13 protein-coding genes are annotated in these 17,368 nt (G+C 69.2%); 2 read left to right on the forward strand and 11 right to left on the reverse strand.

Annotated elements, in window-relative coordinates; translation table 11 throughout:
* Positions 1–65 precede the first annotated feature (65 nt).
* Positions 66–1,148 carry a DNA ligase gene (locus NR810_RS33245; protein WP_257458471.1) on the reverse strand — a complete coding sequence of 361 codons (1,083 nt, stop codon included), beginning with the start codon at positions 1,146–1,148 and terminating at the stop codon, positions 66–68.
* A 238-nt stretch (positions 1,149–1,386) separates the two neighbouring features.
* Between NR810_RS33245 and NR810_RS33250 the strand changes: the two genes are divergently transcribed.
* Both NR810_RS33250 and NR810_RS33255 read left to right on the forward strand, forming a co-directional pair.
* Positions 1,387–2,649, forward strand: a complete 1,263-nt coding sequence (locus NR810_RS33250) for a cytochrome-c peroxidase (RefSeq protein ID WP_257458472.1) — start codon at positions 1,387–1,389, stop codon at positions 2,647–2,649.
* A 116-nt stretch (positions 2,650–2,765) separates the two neighbouring features.
* Positions 2,766–3,896, forward strand: coding sequence for a CapA family protein (locus NR810_RS33255; protein WP_257458473.1), 1,131 nt, complete (start codon positions 2,766–2,768; stop codon positions 3,894–3,896).
* Positions 3,897–3,906: 10 nt separating this feature from the next.
* Here the strand turns inward: NR810_RS33255 and NR810_RS33260 are convergent, their stop codons facing one another.
* From NR810_RS33260 to thiD, 10 genes are all read right to left on the reverse strand, one after another.
* Positions 3,907–4,467 carry a class I SAM-dependent methyltransferase gene (locus NR810_RS33260; RefSeq protein ID WP_257458474.1) on the reverse strand — a complete coding sequence of 187 codons (561 nt, stop codon included), beginning with the start codon at positions 4,465–4,467 and terminating at the stop codon, positions 3,907–3,909.
* A complete protein-coding gene (locus NR810_RS33265) occupies positions 4,464–5,162 on the reverse strand; it encodes a response regulator transcription factor (protein ID WP_257458475.1) in 699 nt (232 codons plus the stop codon). The genes NR810_RS33260 and NR810_RS33265 overlap by 4 nt, the downstream gene beginning before the upstream one ends.
* On the reverse strand, positions 5,163–6,980 hold the full coding sequence (locus NR810_RS33270; protein WP_257458476.1) for a sensor histidine kinase: 1,818 nt from the start codon (positions 6,978–6,980) through the stop codon (positions 5,163–5,165).
* A gap of 10 nt (positions 6,981–6,990) precedes the next feature.
* A complete protein-coding gene (locus tag NR810_RS33275) occupies positions 6,991–9,024 on the reverse strand; it encodes a YfbK domain-containing protein (RefSeq protein WP_306818719.1) in 2,034 nt (677 codons plus the stop codon).
* A 66-nt stretch (positions 9,025–9,090) separates the two neighbouring features.
* The gene (locus NR810_RS33280) at positions 9,091–11,340 is read right to left on the reverse strand and encodes a PAS domain-containing sensor histidine kinase (protein WP_257458477.1); all 2,250 of its coding nucleotides are present in this window, start codon (positions 11,338–11,340) and stop codon (positions 9,091–9,093) included.
* A 103-nt stretch (positions 11,341–11,443) separates the two neighbouring features.
* Complete coding sequence (locus tag NR810_RS33285; protein ID WP_257458478.1) at positions 11,444–12,700, reverse strand: serine/threonine-protein kinase; 1,257 nt, start codon at positions 12,698–12,700, stop codon at positions 11,444–11,446.
* 108 nt (positions 12,701–12,808) lie between these two features.
* Positions 12,809–13,099, reverse strand: coding sequence for a hypothetical protein (locus NR810_RS33290; RefSeq protein WP_257458479.1), 291 nt, complete (start codon positions 13,097–13,099; stop codon positions 12,809–12,811).
* A gap of 265 nt (positions 13,100–13,364) precedes the next feature.
* Positions 13,365–14,927, reverse strand: a complete 1,563-nt coding sequence (locus NR810_RS33295; RefSeq protein ID WP_257458480.1) for an ATP-binding protein — start codon at positions 14,925–14,927, stop codon at positions 13,365–13,367.
* Between the two features lie 106 nt (positions 14,928–15,033).
* On the reverse strand, positions 15,034–16,440 hold the full coding sequence (locus tag NR810_RS33300; RefSeq protein ID WP_257458481.1) for an MATE family efflux transporter: 1,407 nt from the start codon (positions 16,438–16,440) through the stop codon (positions 15,034–15,036).
* Positions 16,441–16,481: 41 nt separating this feature from the next.
* Positions 16,482–17,294, reverse strand: coding sequence for a bifunctional hydroxymethylpyrimidine kinase/phosphomethylpyrimidine kinase (thiD, locus tag NR810_RS33305; protein ID WP_257458482.1), 813 nt, complete (start codon positions 17,292–17,294; stop codon positions 16,482–16,484).
* Positions 17,295–17,368: the final 74 nt, after the last annotated feature.

Below are 17,368 nucleotides of genomic sequence, written 5' to 3' on the forward strand. Positions count from 1 at the left end.
CGGGATGGCCTCCCGGCGTCTCCTGCCCTTGAAAACCCCGGAACCGGAGAAGGGTTAAATCCGGCTCAGGCGCGCTTGCGGGTGGCCACGGGCGCGAAGGGCGCCGCGTCGATGCGCACACCCACGTACGAGGGGAAGCGCGGCACGCCGTCGTTGGACAGCTCCTGGTAGCGGAAGGTGATGATGGTGCCCACCTGGGGCGGGTTCTCGCGCTCCGCGTCGGAGAGGCCGGTGCCCACGGAGAAGCGGGTGCCGTCGCGCAGCTCCACTTCCAGCGCTCCCAGCCGGCCCTTGTGCCTGCCCGCGCCCGCGACGTGCCCCACCACGCGCGCCTCGTCGTCCTTGAAGCTCTTCACCTTCAGCAGCGTGTGGGAGCGGCCCGCCTCGTAGCGCGAGCCCGGCTGGCGCAGCATCAGCCCCTCGCCCCCGAGTCCCTCCACCCGCGCCAGCTCCTCGCGCAGGTGCGTCACGCCCTTGCAGGGCTCGTGCGGCAACCACTCGGCGTACGGCGGCGCCACGTCCTCCACGAATTGCTGGCAGCGCGCCAGCCGCTCCTCGAAGGGCGCGTCGAGGCCCGGCGCGTCGAAGATGACGAAGGCCAGCTCCTTCCATTCCTCTCCGCGGTCCTGGCGCCGCACGACGCTCACCGTGCGCTGGAACTTCTTGCGCCCGCCGAACAGCTCCCCGTCGAGCGGGAAGTCGGGCAGCTTCTCGGTGAACCAGTCGGGCGCGAAGAAGGGGTTGCCCTGGCGGGACAGGAACTGCTTGCCGTCCCAGTAGGCCCGCACGCCATCGAGCTTCTCGCTCATCCACCAGCCCGTCAGGTCGACGTCGTTCTCCCACGAGTGCGCCAGCAGCAGCGGAGGCACGGCGGTGTCCGCATCCTCGCTCGTGCCCGCCCGGGGACGGACGTTGCGGGCCGCGGGCTTCGCCGGAGCGCTCGTCTCCGAGGCGCTCACCCGTGCGTCCTCCGCTTCATCCCCTCGAACCTTGCGCAGGTGCTTGCACGTCCGCCGCTCGATGGCCACCGACTGGTTGCGCCAGGCCGGACACGAGCACGAGTACACGCCCCCGGTGTTCTTCAGGATGTACGGCTTGGAACCAGAGCCCTTCATCTCGAGCTGGGCGCCGTCCGCGATGTCTGCCACGAATCCCTCCGTTGCGCGCCGCATCTCCCTCGCGGCGACAAGGGAATCGTATCCGGTGGGTCCGACATGAACGGAGGACCGGACAGGGCGGATGGGTTGCGTGACTTCCGAGGGGAGGTGGTGGGCATCGCGGACGAGGGTCTTCGCTGTCCGCTGGACAATGGGCCTGTATCCCTGGGCCCATGGGCGGGTGGGGGGGCCATGCCCACTCATCAGCACCTCCTCGTGAGGTGTTCCAATGTTCTTCCGAAGAATCTGGGTGCTTCCCTGCCTGCTGTGTGGCCTGTTTGTCCATGACGTGGGGGCCGTCCCGGTCGAGCCCCTCCCGGAGGCGGATCCATCCCTGGCGGCGCTCGCGCCCAAGGAGCGGCTCGGCAAGCTGCTGTTCTTCGACAAGGGACTCTCCGAGCCGCCCGGTCAGTCATGTGCCGCCTGCCATCTTCCCTCGGCGGGCTGGACGGGACCGGACATGCACATCAATGAGACCGGGGCCGTCTACGAGGGCGCCGTCCCCGGGCGGTTCGGCAATCGCAAGCCGACCTCCACCGCCTACGCCACTCCCGCGCCCATCCTCCACCCGGTCGGCGGGGCGGAGGGCCTCTTCGTGGGAGGCAGCTTCTGGGACGGCCGAGCCACGGGGGAGGAGCTGGGCAATCCCGCCGCGGATCAGGCGCAGGGGCCCTTCCTCAACCCGGTGGAGCAGAACAATCCCAGCGAGCTGGCCGTCGTCATCAAGGTGTGTCACGGGCCCTACGCGGGGCTCTTCCGCCTCGTCTACGGGGCGGCCATCTGCCACCCGGCTCAGGTGGCGCGGGCCTACGACGGCATCGCCCTGGCCATCGCGGCCTACGAGGCCTCGCCCGAGGTGAATGCCTTCTCCTCCAAATACGATGCGTACCTGGCCGGGCGCGCCCGGCTGACGGAGAAGGAGCAACTGGGTCTCCAGCTCTTCGAGGGCAAGGCGAAGTGCTCCGGCTGCCACCCGAGCCAGCCGGGTCCCGGTGGCGAGCCGCCCCTCTTCACCGACTACTCCTATGACAACCTCGGTGTGCCGCGAAATCCGCTCAACCCCTGGTATGAGCAGCTCGAATTCAACCCGCTGGGCCATGCGTGGACGGACCGCGGTCTGGGGGCCTTCCTGCTGACGCGCCCGGAGTGGCGGCGGTATGCGCGTGTGAATCTCGGGATGCAGAAGGTCCCCACCCTGCGCAACGTGGACAAGCGGCCCTTCCCGTCCTTCATCAAGGCCTACATGCACAACGGCTTCTTCAAGAGCCTGGAGAGCGTGGTCCACTTCTACAACACGCGCGACGTGCTCCCCGGCTGTCTCGCGGAGTTCCCCGCGGTACCCGGCGTTCCTGGCGTCGACTGCTGGCCACCGCCCGAGGTGGGGCTGAACGTCAACACCGCCGAGCTGGGCAACCTCGGCCTCACCCCCGAGGAGGAGGACGCCCTCGTCGCTTTCTTGAGGACCTTGTCGGACGGCTACTTCCAGCCCTGAGCGAGTGGAGGGGGGCGCGCCCTCCCGCATGCCCGGGAGGACGAGGCGGACGTCCGATGTTGTGATGTCATGTCTACCTTCATGAGAGGATGCTGCGCACGCCTGGCTCGGAGCACATGAGCGATCTTCCTTCCCAGGAGAGCTCCCTCACCATCTTCCTCTGCGGCGACGTGATGACCGGGCGGGGCATCGACCAGGTGTTTCCCCACCCGTGTCCGCCCGACCTGCACGAGCCCTATGTGCGGGATGCCCGGGACTACATCGAGCTGGCCGAGGAGCGGAACGGTCCCATTTCCAGGCCCGTGGGCCTCGGCTACGTCTGGGGTGATGCGCTCGCCGAGCTGGAGCGGTGTGCTCCGGACGTGCGGTTGATCAACCTCGAGACCAGCATCACCACCAGCGAGGCGTGGTGGCCGGACAAGGGCATCCACTATCGGATGCATCCAGAGCACATCGCCTGCCTCACGGCCGCCCGTATCGGGTGCTGCGCGCTGGCGAACAACCATGTGCTCGACTGGGGGGACGAGGGGCTACGGGAGACGCTGGCCACCCTGCGCGGCGCGGGCATCGCCACCGCGGGAGCGGGAGCCCACCTGGAGGAGGCACGGGCTCCCGCCGTGCTGGACGTTCCGGGCAAGGGCCGGGTGCTCGTGTTCTCGCTCGGGACGGAGAGCAGTGGCATCCCCCCGGAGTGGGCGGCGAAGGTGGACCGGCCTGGGGTGGAACTGCTGGAGGACCTGTCGCCCACCACGGCCCGGCGAATCGGTGCGCGGGTGCGAGCCATCAAGCGCGCGGGTGACCTCGTCATCGCTTCCATCCACTGGGGGAGCAACTGGGGTTACCAGGTGCCCTCCGCGCAGCGGGAATTCGCCCGGGCCCTCATCGACGAAGCGGGCGTGGATGTCGTCCACGGCCACTCTTCCCACCATCCCCGCGGCATCGAGGTCTATCGGGAGCGCCCCATCCTTTATGGCTGCGGGGACTTCCTGAACGACTACGAGGGCATCCGTGGCTACGAAGGCTTTCGCGGCGACCTGACCCTGATGTACTTCGTCACCCTGGAGCCCGGGAGCGGCCGGCTGCTCTCCCTCCGCATGACGCCCATGCAGGTGCGCCGCTTCCAGGAGTGCCGGGTCTCCGCCACCGACACCGGGTGGCTGAGGATCGTCCTGGACCGGGAGGGCCGCCGGTTCGGAACTCACGTCCTCCTGGAAGAGGACGGCACGCTCACCCTCCAGTGGAGTTGAGGCTGGAACATCAGTTGGAGCCGTCCTCCCGGGCGGGGACTTCGTAGAGGTAGATGGGGGTGCGGTACAGGTCGTCCACCACGAGGGCGCGCAGCGGTTTCCACCCTCGAAGGGCGAAGGTGTGGCTGAGGACGCGCGTTCCCGGGGCGAGCTCCCCGGCCAGCCTGGGCGCCAGCCGCGTCATCGCACCGGGGAAGAGGTAGCAGACGACGGCCGAGGCCTCCGAGAAGGAGGCGCGGAAGAAGTCCTCGCGCAGGAGCCGGAGGTTGGGGCGTGGCGCGAGGCGCTGGCGCAGCCACGAGAAGGCGTAGGGCAGGGGAGACAGCTCGAAGGCCACCACCCGGGCGCGAGGGCAGCGGTCGGCCAGCGCGAAGGCCAGCGTCCCCCAGCCCGAGCCCAGCTCGAGCACGGTGCCCTCGAGGTCCTCGGGCAGCAGGGAGAGCAACTGGTGGCGCACCTTCCCGGAGGTGGGCATGGGGGAGATGCCGGTCTTCAGCGTGTGGAAGACGATGGACAACATCCCCGCGAGCAGGACGGCGAGCAGCAGCAGGAAGAGGAGGGTGCCCGTCACCCCTCCACCTCCAGGCGGTAGCCCACGCCGCGCACCGTCTGGAGGGCGAAGCGCGAGGCGCTGTTCCAGCCCAGCTTGCGTTTGAGGCTCGAGACGAAATTGTCCACCGTGTGCGGATCCACGACGACGTCACGCCCCCACACCGCGTCGAGGATTTCGTCCCGGCGCAGGACTCGCTCGCGCTCGCGCACGAAGAAGGCGAGCAGGTCGAACTCGGTGCGGGTCAGCTCCACCGTCTTCCCTTCGGGGGTCTCCACCTTGCGCCGGTCGAGGTCCAGCTTGTAGTCCGCGAAGCGCACCACCTGCGTGGGCACTCCCCCGCCGCGCCGCACCAGCGCTCCCACCCGGGCGAGCAGCTCGCGCAGGCGGTAGGGCTTGCCCAGGTAGTCCTGGGCGCCCGACTCGAAGCCTCGCACCACGTCGTCCTCGAGCGTGCGCGCGGTGAGCATCATCACCGGGGTCTCCAGCCCCTCCCGGCGCAGGGTGCTGCACAGCGTGTAGCCGTCCCCATCCGGCAGCATCACGTCGAGCAGGATGAGCTGGAAGGTGCGCCGGCCCAGGTGCGCGCGCGCCTCGGCCACGGTGGTTGCCTCCTCCACGGTGTAGCCACCCTGGTTCTCCAGGTTGTCGCGCAGCGCGAGCCGCAGGTTGAGATCGTCCTCCACGAGGAGGATGGCGGGATGGGGGGACGTCATTCAGCGTCGCTCCGGAAAGGTGAGCTCGAACGTGGTGCCCTCGGGGCTGGAGGCGGCCACGCGCAGGGTGCCTCCGTGCAGGCGCATGATGCGCTGACACAGGGCGAGGCCGAGGCCACTGCCGGGCACCTCGCGCCCCTGCCCGCGCAGCCGGTAGAACTCGCCGAAGATGCGCTCCCACTCGGCCTCGGGGATGCCCACGCCGTTGTCCGAGAAGCGCACCCGTCCGTCCGGGAGCGCTTCCACGCGCAGGCGCACGGGGTTGCGCGTGTTGTAGGCACAGGCGTTGCGCGCGAGGTTGGCCAGCAGCAGCCGCAGGAGCTGCGGGTCCGCGAGCAGCTCGCGCTCACCCACCTCGGACGTCAGCTCCACCGGCACCCGGGCCCAGCCTTCGAGGTCTCGCCGCAGCGTGGCCACCAGCTCCTCCAGCCGCACGAGCGAGAGGTGGGGCACCCAGCGGCCCTTGTCGATGCGGTTGAAGGAGAGGAGGTTCTCCACGAGGAATCCCAGCCCGTCCGCCTCGTGGATGATGCGCGCGGGGTAGTCGCGCGACTCGACTCCTTGCGCCAGCCGCCACTCGAGCGTCTCGGCGAGCAGCCGGATGGAGGCCAGCGGCGTGCGCAGCTCGTGGGAGACGGTGGCCACGAAGTCACTCTTCAGCTCGAGGAACCGGGACTTGCGCTGCTGGCCCAGGAAGGCGAGCGCGGCGATGGTGAGGGCGAGCCCCGCGCACAGCACCACCATGCCCGTCTTCAGCTGGTAGCGCTGCTCCATCGCGTTCTCCTCTCGCGCCCACTCGGGTGTCTCCACGTCCAGACGCAGGGTCGCGAGTGGCAGGACCTCCTCTGTTCCGCGCAGGCGCACGTGTCCCTCGGGGCCGAGCAGCCCGCGCTCGCGCATCTCCCGGGAGAGGGACTCCAACAGCGCCCCAGGGTCCACCGCCACGCCCCGGGCATGCCCCTCGCCTCGCGGCTCCAGGTACCAGCCGGAGCGCACCAGCGAGGGCCCCGGGAGCGACGCGGGCAGGGGCAGGGGCGCGGCGGCGAGCTCCGCGGTGCGTGCCTCGAAATCCATCACCGGCGTTCCCGTCCGCGTGGACAGCGCCACCACGCGCTCGCGCAGGAAGTCGAAGTCGGCGCGGGTGAAGCGCGAGCGTTTGAGGAGGAGCAGCCGTTGCAGCCCGTCCAGCCGTCCGCCCTGGCTCTCGTCCAGCCCCTCACGGACCAGCGACTGCATGAGCTGAGGGACCACGTTGCCCCGCTCCGCCAGCGTCTCCAGCACCACGAGGTGGCCGGGTACGTCCCGTGTGGAGGTGAGCACGTACCGGCTGCGATGGTGGAGGAAGGCCACGAGCGCCTCGGTGGCGGCGCGCCCGTCTCTCCGGTCGAGCGCCCTTTCCACCGCGCGCATCAGGGCGAGCCGCTCCACCCAGGGACCGTCCTCCTCGTCGGCCACCTCGGTACCGGCGCGCAGCCGTGTGTACCGGTCGCGCGCGGGCGTGTCCTGCCCCGAGTCATGGAGGGCCAGCCGTGGCAGGAGTTGCTCCCCACGCTCGCGCAGATAGAGGCCCTGGGCGGGTGCGAGCGGGTCGGCGGCGGCGAGCTCCAGCGCGGGCCGTGCCGCTTCCAGCTTCTCCCTCACCGCCTGGCTCAGGGAGACGCGGGCGTACTGCTCGAGGGCCTCGCGCCGGGAGCGGAGCGAGGCCCGGGCATCCTCGCGCTCGGTGGCGAAGATGCGCTGCAGTTGCCACAGACCCCACCCGAGCCCGGCGAGGCCGAGCACGAGGGCACAGAGGGTGGGGAGCAGCCTGCGGAGCATGGGGGCGGGGCTACTGGATGGCCGGGACCCGGTCGAAGTCCATGGTGCTCACGGGCGCGAGCTGCTCGAAGCGGTCCTTTCGCCGATCGAGCGTCTGGGCCTTGCGGATGAGGGACCCGAGCTCCGCCACGTCCGGACGGTCACGCAGGGGCTCGCCCACCTCCTCCCAGAGGGAGACGAGCTGGGACCAGGAGAGCGGGCGGACCCAGTAGGAGCCGCGCAGCTTCTCGGCGAAGGCGGCCGCCACGTAGGACAGGCGCGTGGGGGGCGCGGCGCGGCCATACGCCGGCCTCAGGAGGCTGGCGGGCAGCTCCTTCTCCACCAGCCGCGAGTCGCCCCCTTCCGGCGCCTTGTAGCGGATGCGCAGGGTGGCGAACGAGGGGGTGGGCTCGCGCAGCTTCACCTCGTAGATGGCGGTGACTGCATGGCCCGCGCCCACCTCTCCCGCGTCCACCCGGTCATCGGCGAACTGCTCCTTGGCGAGCATCCGGTTCTCGTAGCCCACCAGCCGGTAGCGGGCCACGGCCTTGCGGTCGAACTCGAGCTGCAGCTTCACGTCCTTGGCCACCACCTGGAGGGTGCCGGCGAGGTTGTTCACGAAGAGGCGGCGCGCTTCCTCCAGCTGGTCCACGTACGCGTAGTGGCCCTCTCCCACCTGGGCCAGCCGCTCCATCAGCACGTCGTTGTAGTTGCCCATGCCGAAGCCGACGGTGGTCAGGGTGATGCCCTTGGCGGCCTGCCCGCGCACGCGCTGCCAGATGCCGTCCGCGTCGGTGATGCCGTTGTTGGCGACTCCGTCCGAGCACAGGATGACGCGGTTGATGCCACCCTCCAGGAAGTGCTCCGTGGCCATGCTGTACCCGAGCTCGATGCCGGCCTGGGCGTTGGTGGAGCCCTCGGAGTGGAGGCCGTCGATGGCGGCCATCAGCTTGTGCTTCTCGGTGGCGCGGGTGGGCCCGAGCACCGGGTGCGCCGTCGTGCCGTAGACGGCGATGGACACCCGGTCGCGCTCGTCGAGCTCGTTCACCAGCAGCCGCAGCGCCTGCTTCACCAACCCGAGCCGGTTCTCGAGATCCATGGAGCCGGACACGTCGATGACGAAGACGAGGTGGGAGGGCTTGCGCTGCTCGCGGCTCACCTCGCGCGCCTTCAGCCCGATGTGCACCACGTGGTAGCCCTTGCGGCTCGGTGAGGGGAAGCCCTCCACGTGCACGCTGAAGGGGGACTCGGAGTCGCCCTGGTAGCCGTAGTCGAAGCTGTTGACGAACTCCTCCACCCGCACCGCCTGCTCATCGGGCAGCGCCCCCCGCTCCAGGTAGCTCCGCGCGAGCGCGTAGGACGCGCGGTCCACGTCCACGGAGAAGGTGGAGAAGCGCTCCTCCTCGGTGTCGATGGTGGGGTTCACCCCGTAGCTCTTGAAGTACATGTCCGCGAAGGGCTGCTGGGGAGGCAGCGCGGTGCGCTCGGGCGGCGGAGGCGCCTGATGGGGCATGCTGGGAGCAGGGGGAGCGCTGGCCGTGGTGCTGCCCTGGCTTCCCTTGTTGCCGGAGCTCGCGAGGCGCTCGAAGAAGCCGCTGACGCCTCTTCCGATGGCCCCGAGGTCGATGAGGGGCGCCGGTGCGCCCACCACCACCATCTCTTCCACATACGCGCCGTCGAGCACCACGTCCACGCGGAGGGTGGCGCCCTCGCGCAGCTGGAGGTTCGAACGCATCTTCCCCCTGAAGTCCTGATGATCGAACCGCAGGGTGTAGACGCCCTCGGGCAGCCCGGAGATGCGGTACTGGCCCTGGGCATCGGTCTCCACGATCCGCTCACCCTGGAGGGCGGGAGAGGTCGCGGTGACCACCACGAAGGGGATGGGATCGCGGATGTCGGCGGCGGTGACCGTGCCGAGGAGGGTGCCGGTCTGGGCGAGGGCCGGCGCGGCCAGGAGCAGGAGGACACAACAGAGGAGACTGGAGAGAACGGGCTTCATCGTGGAGGCCACCTCGGGCATCGGGATGAACGCCATCATCCAGATGCGGCCCGCATCGTGCCGCATGCGGGGCTCCGCTCTTCATCATGGTTTCATCACGGCCCACCGGCTGGAGGCGGCACCGGGCCCGCCTCAGCGCTCCGCGGCGGGCAGGCGGACGGTGAAGGTGCTGCCCTTGCCGGGCTCGCTCTGCACGTCGATGCGGCCCTTGTGGCGGGTGATGATGCCGTAGCTGACGGACAGCCCCAGGCCCGTGCCCTGGCCGCGCGGCTTGGTGGTGAAGAAGGGCGTGAAGAGCTTGGAGAGCGTCTCCTGCGTCATGCCCTTGCCCGTGTCGGAGATCTCCACCACCACCTCCTCGCCCTCGTGGCGGGTGCGGATGCGGATCTCCCCCTTCGTCTCCATGGCCTGGGCCGCGTTGACGAGCAGGTTGGTGAACACCTGGGCCAGCTGCGTGGGGTGGCAGCTCACGGGGGGCAGCGGACCGAAGTCACGCTTCACCTCGCATTTGTACTTCAGCTCGTTCCACACCATCTTCAGCGTGGAGGCCAGCTCCGTGTTCACGTCCACCAGCTGCGGCTCTCCCGAGTCCTCACGGGCGAACGAGCGCAGGCTCTGGGCGATCTCCTTGATGTGCCGCGTGCCCGACAGCGACTCCTCGATGAGCTCGGGCATGTCCTCGAGGATGAAGCCCGCGTCGGCCCGATCCCACAGCTCGCGCAGCCGCTCGAGCATCTCCACCGGGGCGGGTTCGCCGGACTCCATGATGTGCACGATTTCGCCCTGGAGCTGGAGCAGCGGGGAGATCGACGAGACGTACTGGTCGAGCGTCCCCAGGTTGCTCATCACGTAGCTCACCGGGTTGTTGACCTCGTGCGCGACGCCGGCCGCCATCTGCCCCAGCGAGGCCAGCTTCTCGGCCTGGATGAGCTGGCTCTGCTGCTCCTCCAGCTCGAGCGTGGCCTGGCGCAGCCGCTCGCTGCGGTTGCGCACCTGCTCCTCGAGGCTGTCGCGGTGGCGCCGCAGCTCCTCCTCCTGCTGGCGCACGCGCTGCTCGGCCTGCTTGCGCTCGGTGATGTTGCGGACGATGGACACGGCCTCGTCCGGCCCGCTGCGGAACATCCTCGCCTCGAAGTACCGGGGCCCCAGGGGCATATCCAGCGTGTACTCGAAGACCTCCAGGCTCTCGTCACGGATGGCGCGCCCCAGGTGCGCGAACATCTTGTCGATGAGCTGCGGCGCCATCGGCATCTGGCGGATGTTGGTGCCGATGACGGTCTCCGGAGGAATCAGCAGATCCTCGTGGTCGTTGACCTGGCAGTCCAGGTAGGTGCCGTCCGCGCTGATGCGGAAGATGATGTCCGGCAGGGTGCGGACCAGGGCGCGCAGGCGCTCCTCCGCGAGCTTCCGGGCGGTGATGTCCACGTTGGTGCCCACCATGCGCAGCGGCCGGCCCTGCTCGTCGCGCGCCACCACCCTGGCCCGGCTCAGCACCCAGGCCCACCCGCCGTCCTTGCGCCGCAGGCGCTGCTCCCGTTCGATGAAGGGACTGTGGCCCGCCACGTGCTCCTGGAAGAGCCGCTCGCTCTCGGCCGCGTCATCGGGGTGGATCAGGAGGGTCCACGTGGAGAAGGTGTGCGGCAGCTCGTTCCACTCGTAGCCCAGCATGCCCAGCCAGTGCCGGTTCACGAACAACTGGCCACTGACCAGGTCCAGCTCCCACACGCCATCATGGATGCCGTCGATCAGCATCCGCAGGCGCTCCTCGTAGGAGTCCTGGGAGTGGCGCGGCTCCCGCGGCTCCTGCCCGGCCCGCCGCCGCTCGTCGCGATAGCCGAGCAGCATGCTGCCGCAGGCCTCGATGAAGGGCTGCAGGAAGTCGATGTGCCCGGCGTCGTAGCCGCCGGGGCGGCCAGCGAGGAGCACCTGGCCCACCTGCTCTCCGCCGCAGTCGAGTGGCAGGCCCAGGAAGGTCTCTCCCAGCACGGGCCTGCCGGAGACGTGGACGGCGCGTACGAGCGCGCGCGGCTCACGCGGGTCCTGCTCCTTCTCCTCGGTCGGAGTGGGGAGCGGCCAGGGTGCATCCCCTTCTTCCCGGGGAATGCTGGCGAGGAGCTGGAGCGAGGGGCGTGTGGCGGGCGCGTGGATCACCTCGCCGATGAGGCCGGAGCCGCTGCCCGTCAGCTCCAGCACCACCGCGAGCAATCGCTCGAACAGGGAGGGCGCGTCACTCCCTCGGATGAACTCCGATTGGATTTCTGTGATGGACCGCAGGAGTTGGTGGCTGGCCCGCATCGTCTCCTCGGCGGCGCTCTGGCCTGCGATGGCCAGACCGGGACGCTCCCGGGAGACCGGACCTGAGCCTTGGGGGAGGGAGGGCATGGAACAGAACCTTGGGTTGTGCGGCACGGAGCCCGGGGAGTGGGGGGAAATCTACCTGAAATCTCCCAGAGTTACACCCGTTCCGCCTTCGTGCCTCTCCTGGTCAGTCGAGGAGCTTCCACATCAGGTCCATCAGGCCGGTGAACATCAGGGCGGAGACGGCCAGGAGTCCGAGCAGGAAGACGTTTGGACGCTGGTCGACCAGGCGGAGGGCCTTGTGGAGCCCGTTCTTGAGCAGGGTCCGCTGGCAGTGCACGTCGATGCGCCCGTCCATGACGCGCATCAGCACGTCCTTCATCTCGTCGACGGACTGGTAGCGCTCGGCTGGATTCTTCGCGAGCCCCTTCATGATGAACCAGCCGAGCTCGGCGGGGAGGGTGGGCTGAAGGGGGTGTGGCTCGAGCATGCTCATCCCGGGGCTCGCGTTCTGTACGCCATCGAGCACCTCGGCCAGCGTCTCACGCCCTTCCAGGTAGTGGTGCAGGCAGAGGAACTCGTGGAACAGCGCGGTCAGGCTGTAGGTGTCGCTGCGCACGTCCACCGCGTCGTGCTGCCCCCGGGCCTGCTCGGGAGACATGTAGAGCGGGGTCCCCACCACGGCGCCCAGCTGCGTCTGCATGGAGATGGCCTCGCGCAGGTTCGCCGGGGTGCTGGCCGGGGTCGCGGTCCGGGCCACGGTGTCCGGCTGGCGGACGCGCCGGGCCAGGCCCCAGTCCACCACGGTGACCTCTCCATAGGGCCCCACCATGATGTTCGCGGGCTTGAGGTCCCGGTGGATGATGCCCTTGCGATGCGCATAGGCCACCGCGTTGAGCACGCCCAGGAACACCTGCACCCGCATGGGAAAGGTGAAGCGCGCGTGCATGGCGGCATCCCCCTGGCGGAGCTTGTCGATGATGGACTCGAGCGTCTCGCCCTGCAGGTGCTTCATCACGAAGAAGTACCGGCCGCGCTGGTCGATGCCAACGTCGTGCACCGGGACGATGTTCGGATGATCCAACTGCCCGACGGTGCGGATCTCCTCCACGAAACGCAGCACGCGATCCAGATCGGCGCCCTCCGGCAGGCGCTTGAGGGCCACCATCCGCTCGATGTCGTGGTCCTTGAGCAGCACCACCTCGCCCATCCCGCCCTGGCCCAGCTGGCTGACCTCCTCGAAACGCTCACGCTCGAAGGGCACCACGTCGGGACGGTCCCCGTTCCATTGTATCCGGGGGAGGACGGTGCTGCGCCGCGCGAAGGCGGCCACCGCCTGGGCGTCATTCCGGGTGACGATGGGCGCGGGGACGTTGTCCTGCCGCGAGGAGATCAGGGTCGCGTCCGTGGCTTCTTCCGGGACGTATCTGAGCGTGTCCGTCATGGTTCCCCTGAATAACAGAACCTCCGCCGTCCTGCCCGGGGGCCTCCCGGAGGCCGGAGCCCTCCCTTCAGGCATGTGGGACAGAAGACCACCTCAGGGCGGAACCCTTCAGAATGCCGTGAAGGAGAGGGAGCGCCCCGCCTCGAAGCGTGGCTCCTTCTGGAGCTCCTCCAACACCTGGGAGGTGCAGTGGAGCGTCACCATGGCGATGCTGCCCGGATCGCTGACCCACTTCACCGCGTCCATCAGGTTCTGGGACTGGAGGTAGCTCAGCACGGAGTCCCGGAACTGCTCGCCCATGGCACACGCGGCGGCGTGTCCGGCCGTGCGGTCTCGCTGGGGGGCGGGGCGGTAGTGGGCTGGCTCTTCCCGGGGCATGACGATGGTTTCGATCCACATGGCGTGAGCCTCCGGTCTCAGGAGCCAAGAAAGCGGCCTGTGACATTATCGCAAGGAACACAGCTTCGGTTGCGTCATCTCGTCATTTGTTTTCTGGCGCGTGTACGCCGTGCGGCGGGGATGTATCCCGCTCGGAGGCCGGGGGAGTACCAGCCACCCGGCGTCACCTTCGCTCTTCCCTGCCTGTCTAGATGCCCGCGGAGCGGCTTTGTGACAGCGCCTCGGCGGGCGGACCGCTGGACGGGCGGGCGGAGGGAGCGGTCCGTCAGTAGAAGTCCCTGGCGACGGGGAGCCGGATGGTGAAGGTGCTGCCCTGGCCGGGCTGGCTGCGCACCTCGATGCGGCCGTGGTGGCGCGAGACGATGCCCTCGCTGATGGACAAGCCCAGCCCCACGCCCTTTCCGGGAGGACGGGTGGTGAAGAAGGGGGTGAAGAGCTTGGAGAGCACCTCCGGCGTCATTCCGTGCCCGGTGTCGGAGATGTCCACCAGCACCTCGTTCGCCTCGTGGCGGGTGCTGACGTGGATGACGCCGCGCTGGGAGATGGCCTGGGCGGCGTTGAGCAGCAGGTGGGTGAACACTTGGTTGAGCTGGGCGGGCTGGCCGAGGATGGGGGGAATCTGCCCGTAGTCGCTCTTCACCTCGCACCGGTACTTGAGCTGGTTCCACACCACCTTCAGCGTGGTGGCCAGCTCCTTGTTCACGTCGACCAGCTCCGGTTGCCCGGAGTCGTCCCGGACATAGGCCTTCAGGCTCTGGACCATGTCCGCCACGCGCTGGGCGCCCTCGCGCGAGTCCTTGAGCAGCTCCTTCACGTCACTCAGCAGGTAGTCGAGATCCTCCTCGTCCTGGAGGGCCCGGATGCGCGCGAGCAGGTCGGCCGCGGGGCCGTGGAGTCCCGGGCCCACGGCCGTCGCGAGCTCGCGGTAGTCGTTGAGCAGCTCGGTGAAGACGGAGAGGTACTGGGTGAGCGTGGCCAGGTTGCTCGTCATGTAGCCCAGCGGGTTGTTGATCTCATGGGCGATACCGGCCACGAGATGTCCCAGCGAGGCCATCCGCTCGGCCTGGATGAGCTGGGCCTGCCGCTCCTCCAGCGCCTGGGTGGTGAAGCGCAGCTTCTCGGTGCGGCTCTGCACCAGCTCCTCGAGCTGGGACCGGTGGCGCCGCAGCTCCTCCTCCCGTTGGCGCAACAGCTCCTCGGCGTTCCGCCGCTGCCGCTCGCTGCGCCAGCCCACGATGATGCTGCAGCAGGTGGCGACGAAGGGCTGGAGGAACTCGATGACGTCGGGGCCGTAGCCGTCGGGACGGTTGGCGATGCCCAGCATGCCCACCATCTCATCGCCGAACTTGAGGGGCAGGCCCAGGAAAGCGACCAGGGGAGGGTGGCCGGGGGGAAGGCCGCCCCGGCGGGGATCCGTCGCGGGCTCGTTGGCCACCACGATCTCCCCCGAGGTGAGCACGGCGCCGAAGAGCGTGTGCGCGTTGCGGAACTCCAGGCCCAGGGGAATCTGCCGGGCGACGTGCTCCCGCAGCTCCTCCGTCCAGGCGATGTTGGTGATGGCGTGACTGCGAAAATAGGGCTCGCCGTCCGGATCTCGGAGGACCTCGCCGATGAAGCCGTACTCGCTCTGGGTCAACTCGAGCAGGACCTGCAGCAGCTTGTCGAAGAGGTTGTGGGCGTCGCTGCCCCGGGTGAACTCCAGATGCGCTTCGGTGAGAGCCTGGAGCAGGAGGTTGCTGGCTTGAAGCGCCCTCTCCGTCGCCTTCTGGCGAGAGGGGGGACGCTCCCGCGTGGTAGCCGGCCGACGACCCGAGACTGCTTTCTTCATCGTTTCCCCATGCTAGCCCGCCCTGGGGGAGGGGCGGCAGTGGGCCATCATCGGTCCTGTTGGCGAGATGTCCAAGCCCGCACGCCCGGCTCCAGGGCAGACGGGCCTACACCCGCCGCAGCTTCCACCGTCCGCGGCGGAACGCCCAGGCGCCCAGCAGGGCGCTGAGGGAGAAGGCGATGGAGATGGATGTGAACGTGCCCGAGGGTCCCATGCCGAGCGGGTTCGTCAGGAGCCAGGCCAGCGGGAGCTCCACGGCCCAGAAGCAGACGAGGTTGATCAGCGTCGGGGTGGCGGTGTCTCCGGCCCCATTGAGGGCCTGGGTCAACACCATGCCATAGGCATAGAAGATGAAGCCGGCGCTCACGATGCGCAGGCACCGCACCGCGATGGCGCGCACCTCGGGCTCCTGCGTGAAGGTGCCGATCAGCGGCTCGGCGAAGAGGATGAACGCCAGCCCCACCAGACCCAGGAACACCATGTTGTAGAAGCCCGCGCGCCAGACGGCCTGCTCGGCGCGCTCCGGCTTGCGGGCGCCCAGGTTCTGCCCCACCAACGTGGCCGCGGCGTTGCTCATCCCCCACGAGGGCAGGAGCGCGAACAGGATGATGCGCATGCCGATGGTGTAGCCCGCCACCGCGGCGCTGCCGGCCGCCGCCACGATGCGTACCAGCACCGTCCAGCTCGCGGTGCCGAGGAGCATCTGGAAGATGGCGCTGCCCGACAGCTGCGTCATGACGAGCATGGTGGCCGGCTCGAAGCGCAGGTGCTCGCGGCGGACGGCCACCCGCCCCTTGCCCAGGAAGAGCCGGTAGAGCTGGTAGCAGACGCCCACGCCGCGTCCGATGGTGGTCGCCGTGGCCGCGCCCACCACGCCCAGCTCGGGGAAGGGCCCCAGGCCGAGGACGAGCAGCGGGCAGAGGACGATGTTGATGGAGTTGGAGATCCACAGCACGCGCATGGCCACGGAGGCATCGCCCGCGCCGCGGAAGATGGCGTTGATGAGGAAGAGCAGCAGGATGATGCCGTTGCCGCCGAGCATGAGCTGCGTGTAGCGGAACCCGTGCTCCACGACCCAGGGCGAGCCGCCCAGCATCATGAGCAGGGGTTTGGCGAACAGCACGCCGGCCACGCCGATGGGGATCGACACGAGGACGCCCAGGCCAATGGCCTGCACGGCCACGCGCGCGGCCGCCTCCGGATCCTTCTCCCCCGTGCGCCGGGCGATCATCGCCGAGGCCCCGATGCTCAGCCCCATGGCCAGCGCGTACAGGAGCGCCAGGATGGATTCGGTGAGCCCGACGGTGGCGATGGCCTCGGCCCCGAGCCGGGACACGAAGAACACGTCCACGACGGCGAAGATGGACTCCATCACCATCTCGAGGACCATGGGAATGGCCAGCAGCAGGATGGCGCGCCCCACGGGGGCCTCGGTGAAGTCCTGCTCGGTACCGTGGACGGCCTCTTTCAGGGAGGCCCAGAGGCTCGGGGCAGGACTCTCGTCGGTGCTCATGGGTCCTCCCATACCCCGAACCGAAGCCGGGTGGAGGAAACTCAGTCCTCGAGCAACGGAAAGAAGTGGCCGATGGGGCCATTTCCCCGGCCCACCGCGAGCGGGTGTTGCAGCGCCCGGGTGACGTACTCCTTGGCGTGCAGGGTGGCGTCGAACAACCCCTGTCCCAGGGCCAGGTTGGCGGCGATGGCGGCCGACAGCGTGCACCCGGTGCCGTGCGTGTTGGGCGTCTCCACCGAGGTGAGGTGCAGCGTCTCCAGCCGCTCACCGTCGAACCAGACATCGGTGCCGCACAGGGCGCCCGGCATCGCGCCTCCCTTGACGAGCACCACCTTCGGTCCCAGCCGGTGGATGCGGCGTGCCGCCTCCTGCATGTCCGCCAGCGTGTGGAGCTCCAGGCCCGCCAGGAGCTGCGCCTCGTGCCGGTTGGGGGTGACGAGGGTCGCCAGCGGCAGGAGCTGCTCGCGCAGCGCCGCCACGGCCTCGTCGTCGATGAGCCGGGAGCCCGCCCGCGACACCATGACCGGATCCACGACGAGCCGGGTGATGCCCAGGGCCCGCACGCGCGAGGCCACCACGGAGATGATCTCCCGGTTGAACAGCATGCCCGTCTTCGCGGCATCGACACCGATGTCCGTCGCCACCGCGTCGATCTGGGCCGCCACCGCCTCGGGGGGGACGACATCCACCCGGGTGACACCCAGGGTGTTCTGGGCCGTCAGCGCGGTCAGCGCGCTGGTTCCATGGACGCGGTGGAACGCGAAGGTCCGCAGATCCGCCTGGATGCCCGCGCCACCGCCACTGTCCGAGCCCGCGATCGTGAGCGCGGTCGCTACCTTCCTGGGGTGCTCCATCCTCTTGCCATCTCTCCTTTATAAGGGAGGCTGGACCATAGCCGATCCGTGGACGGCGGAATTCCCCCAGGCAA

The organism is Archangium lipolyticum (assembly GCF_024623785.1).
GTDB lineage: Bacteria > Myxococcota > Myxococcia > Myxococcales > Myxococcaceae > Archangium > Archangium lipolyticum.

Coding starts and splice junctions, on each gene's coding strand:
- NR810_RS33250 (WP_257458472.1), top strand. CDS start 1,387: ATGTTCTTCCGAAGAATCTGGGTGCTTCCCTGCCTGCTGTGTGGCCTG.
- NR810_RS33255 (WP_257458473.1), top strand. CDS start 2,766: ATGAGCGATCTTCCTTCCCAGGAGAGCTCCCTCACCATCTTCCTCTGC.
- NR810_RS33265 (WP_257458475.1), bottom strand. CDS start 5,162: ATGACGTCCCCCCATCCCGCCATCCTCCTCGTGGAGGACGATCTCAAC.
- NR810_RS33270 (WP_257458476.1), bottom strand. CDS start 6,980: ATGCTCCGCAGGCTGCTCCCCACCCTCTGTGCCCTCGTGCTCGGCCTC.
- NR810_RS33275 (WP_306818719.1), bottom strand. CDS start 9,024: ATGCGGCACGATGCGGGCCGCATCTGGATGATGGCGTTCATCCCGATG.
- NR810_RS33280 (WP_257458477.1), bottom strand. CDS start 11,340: ATGCCCTCCCTCCCCCAAGGCTCAGGTCCGGTCTCCCGGGAGCGTCCC.
- NR810_RS33285 (WP_257458478.1), bottom strand. CDS start 12,700: ATGACGGACACGCTCAGATACGTCCCGGAAGAAGCCACGGACGCGACC.
- NR810_RS33290 (WP_257458479.1), bottom strand. CDS start 13,099: ATGTGGATCGAAACCATCGTCATGCCCCGGGAAGAGCCAGCCCACTAC.
- NR810_RS33295 (WP_257458480.1), bottom strand. CDS start 14,927: ATGAAGAAAGCAGTCTCGGGTCGTCGGCCGGCTACCACGCGGGAGCGT.
- NR810_RS33300 (WP_257458481.1), bottom strand. CDS start 16,440: ATGAGCACCGACGAGAGTCCTGCCCCGAGCCTCTGGGCCTCCCTGAAA.
- thiD (WP_257458482.1), bottom strand. CDS start 17,294: ATGGAGCACCCCAGGAAGGTAGCGACCGCGCTCACGATCGCGGGCTCG.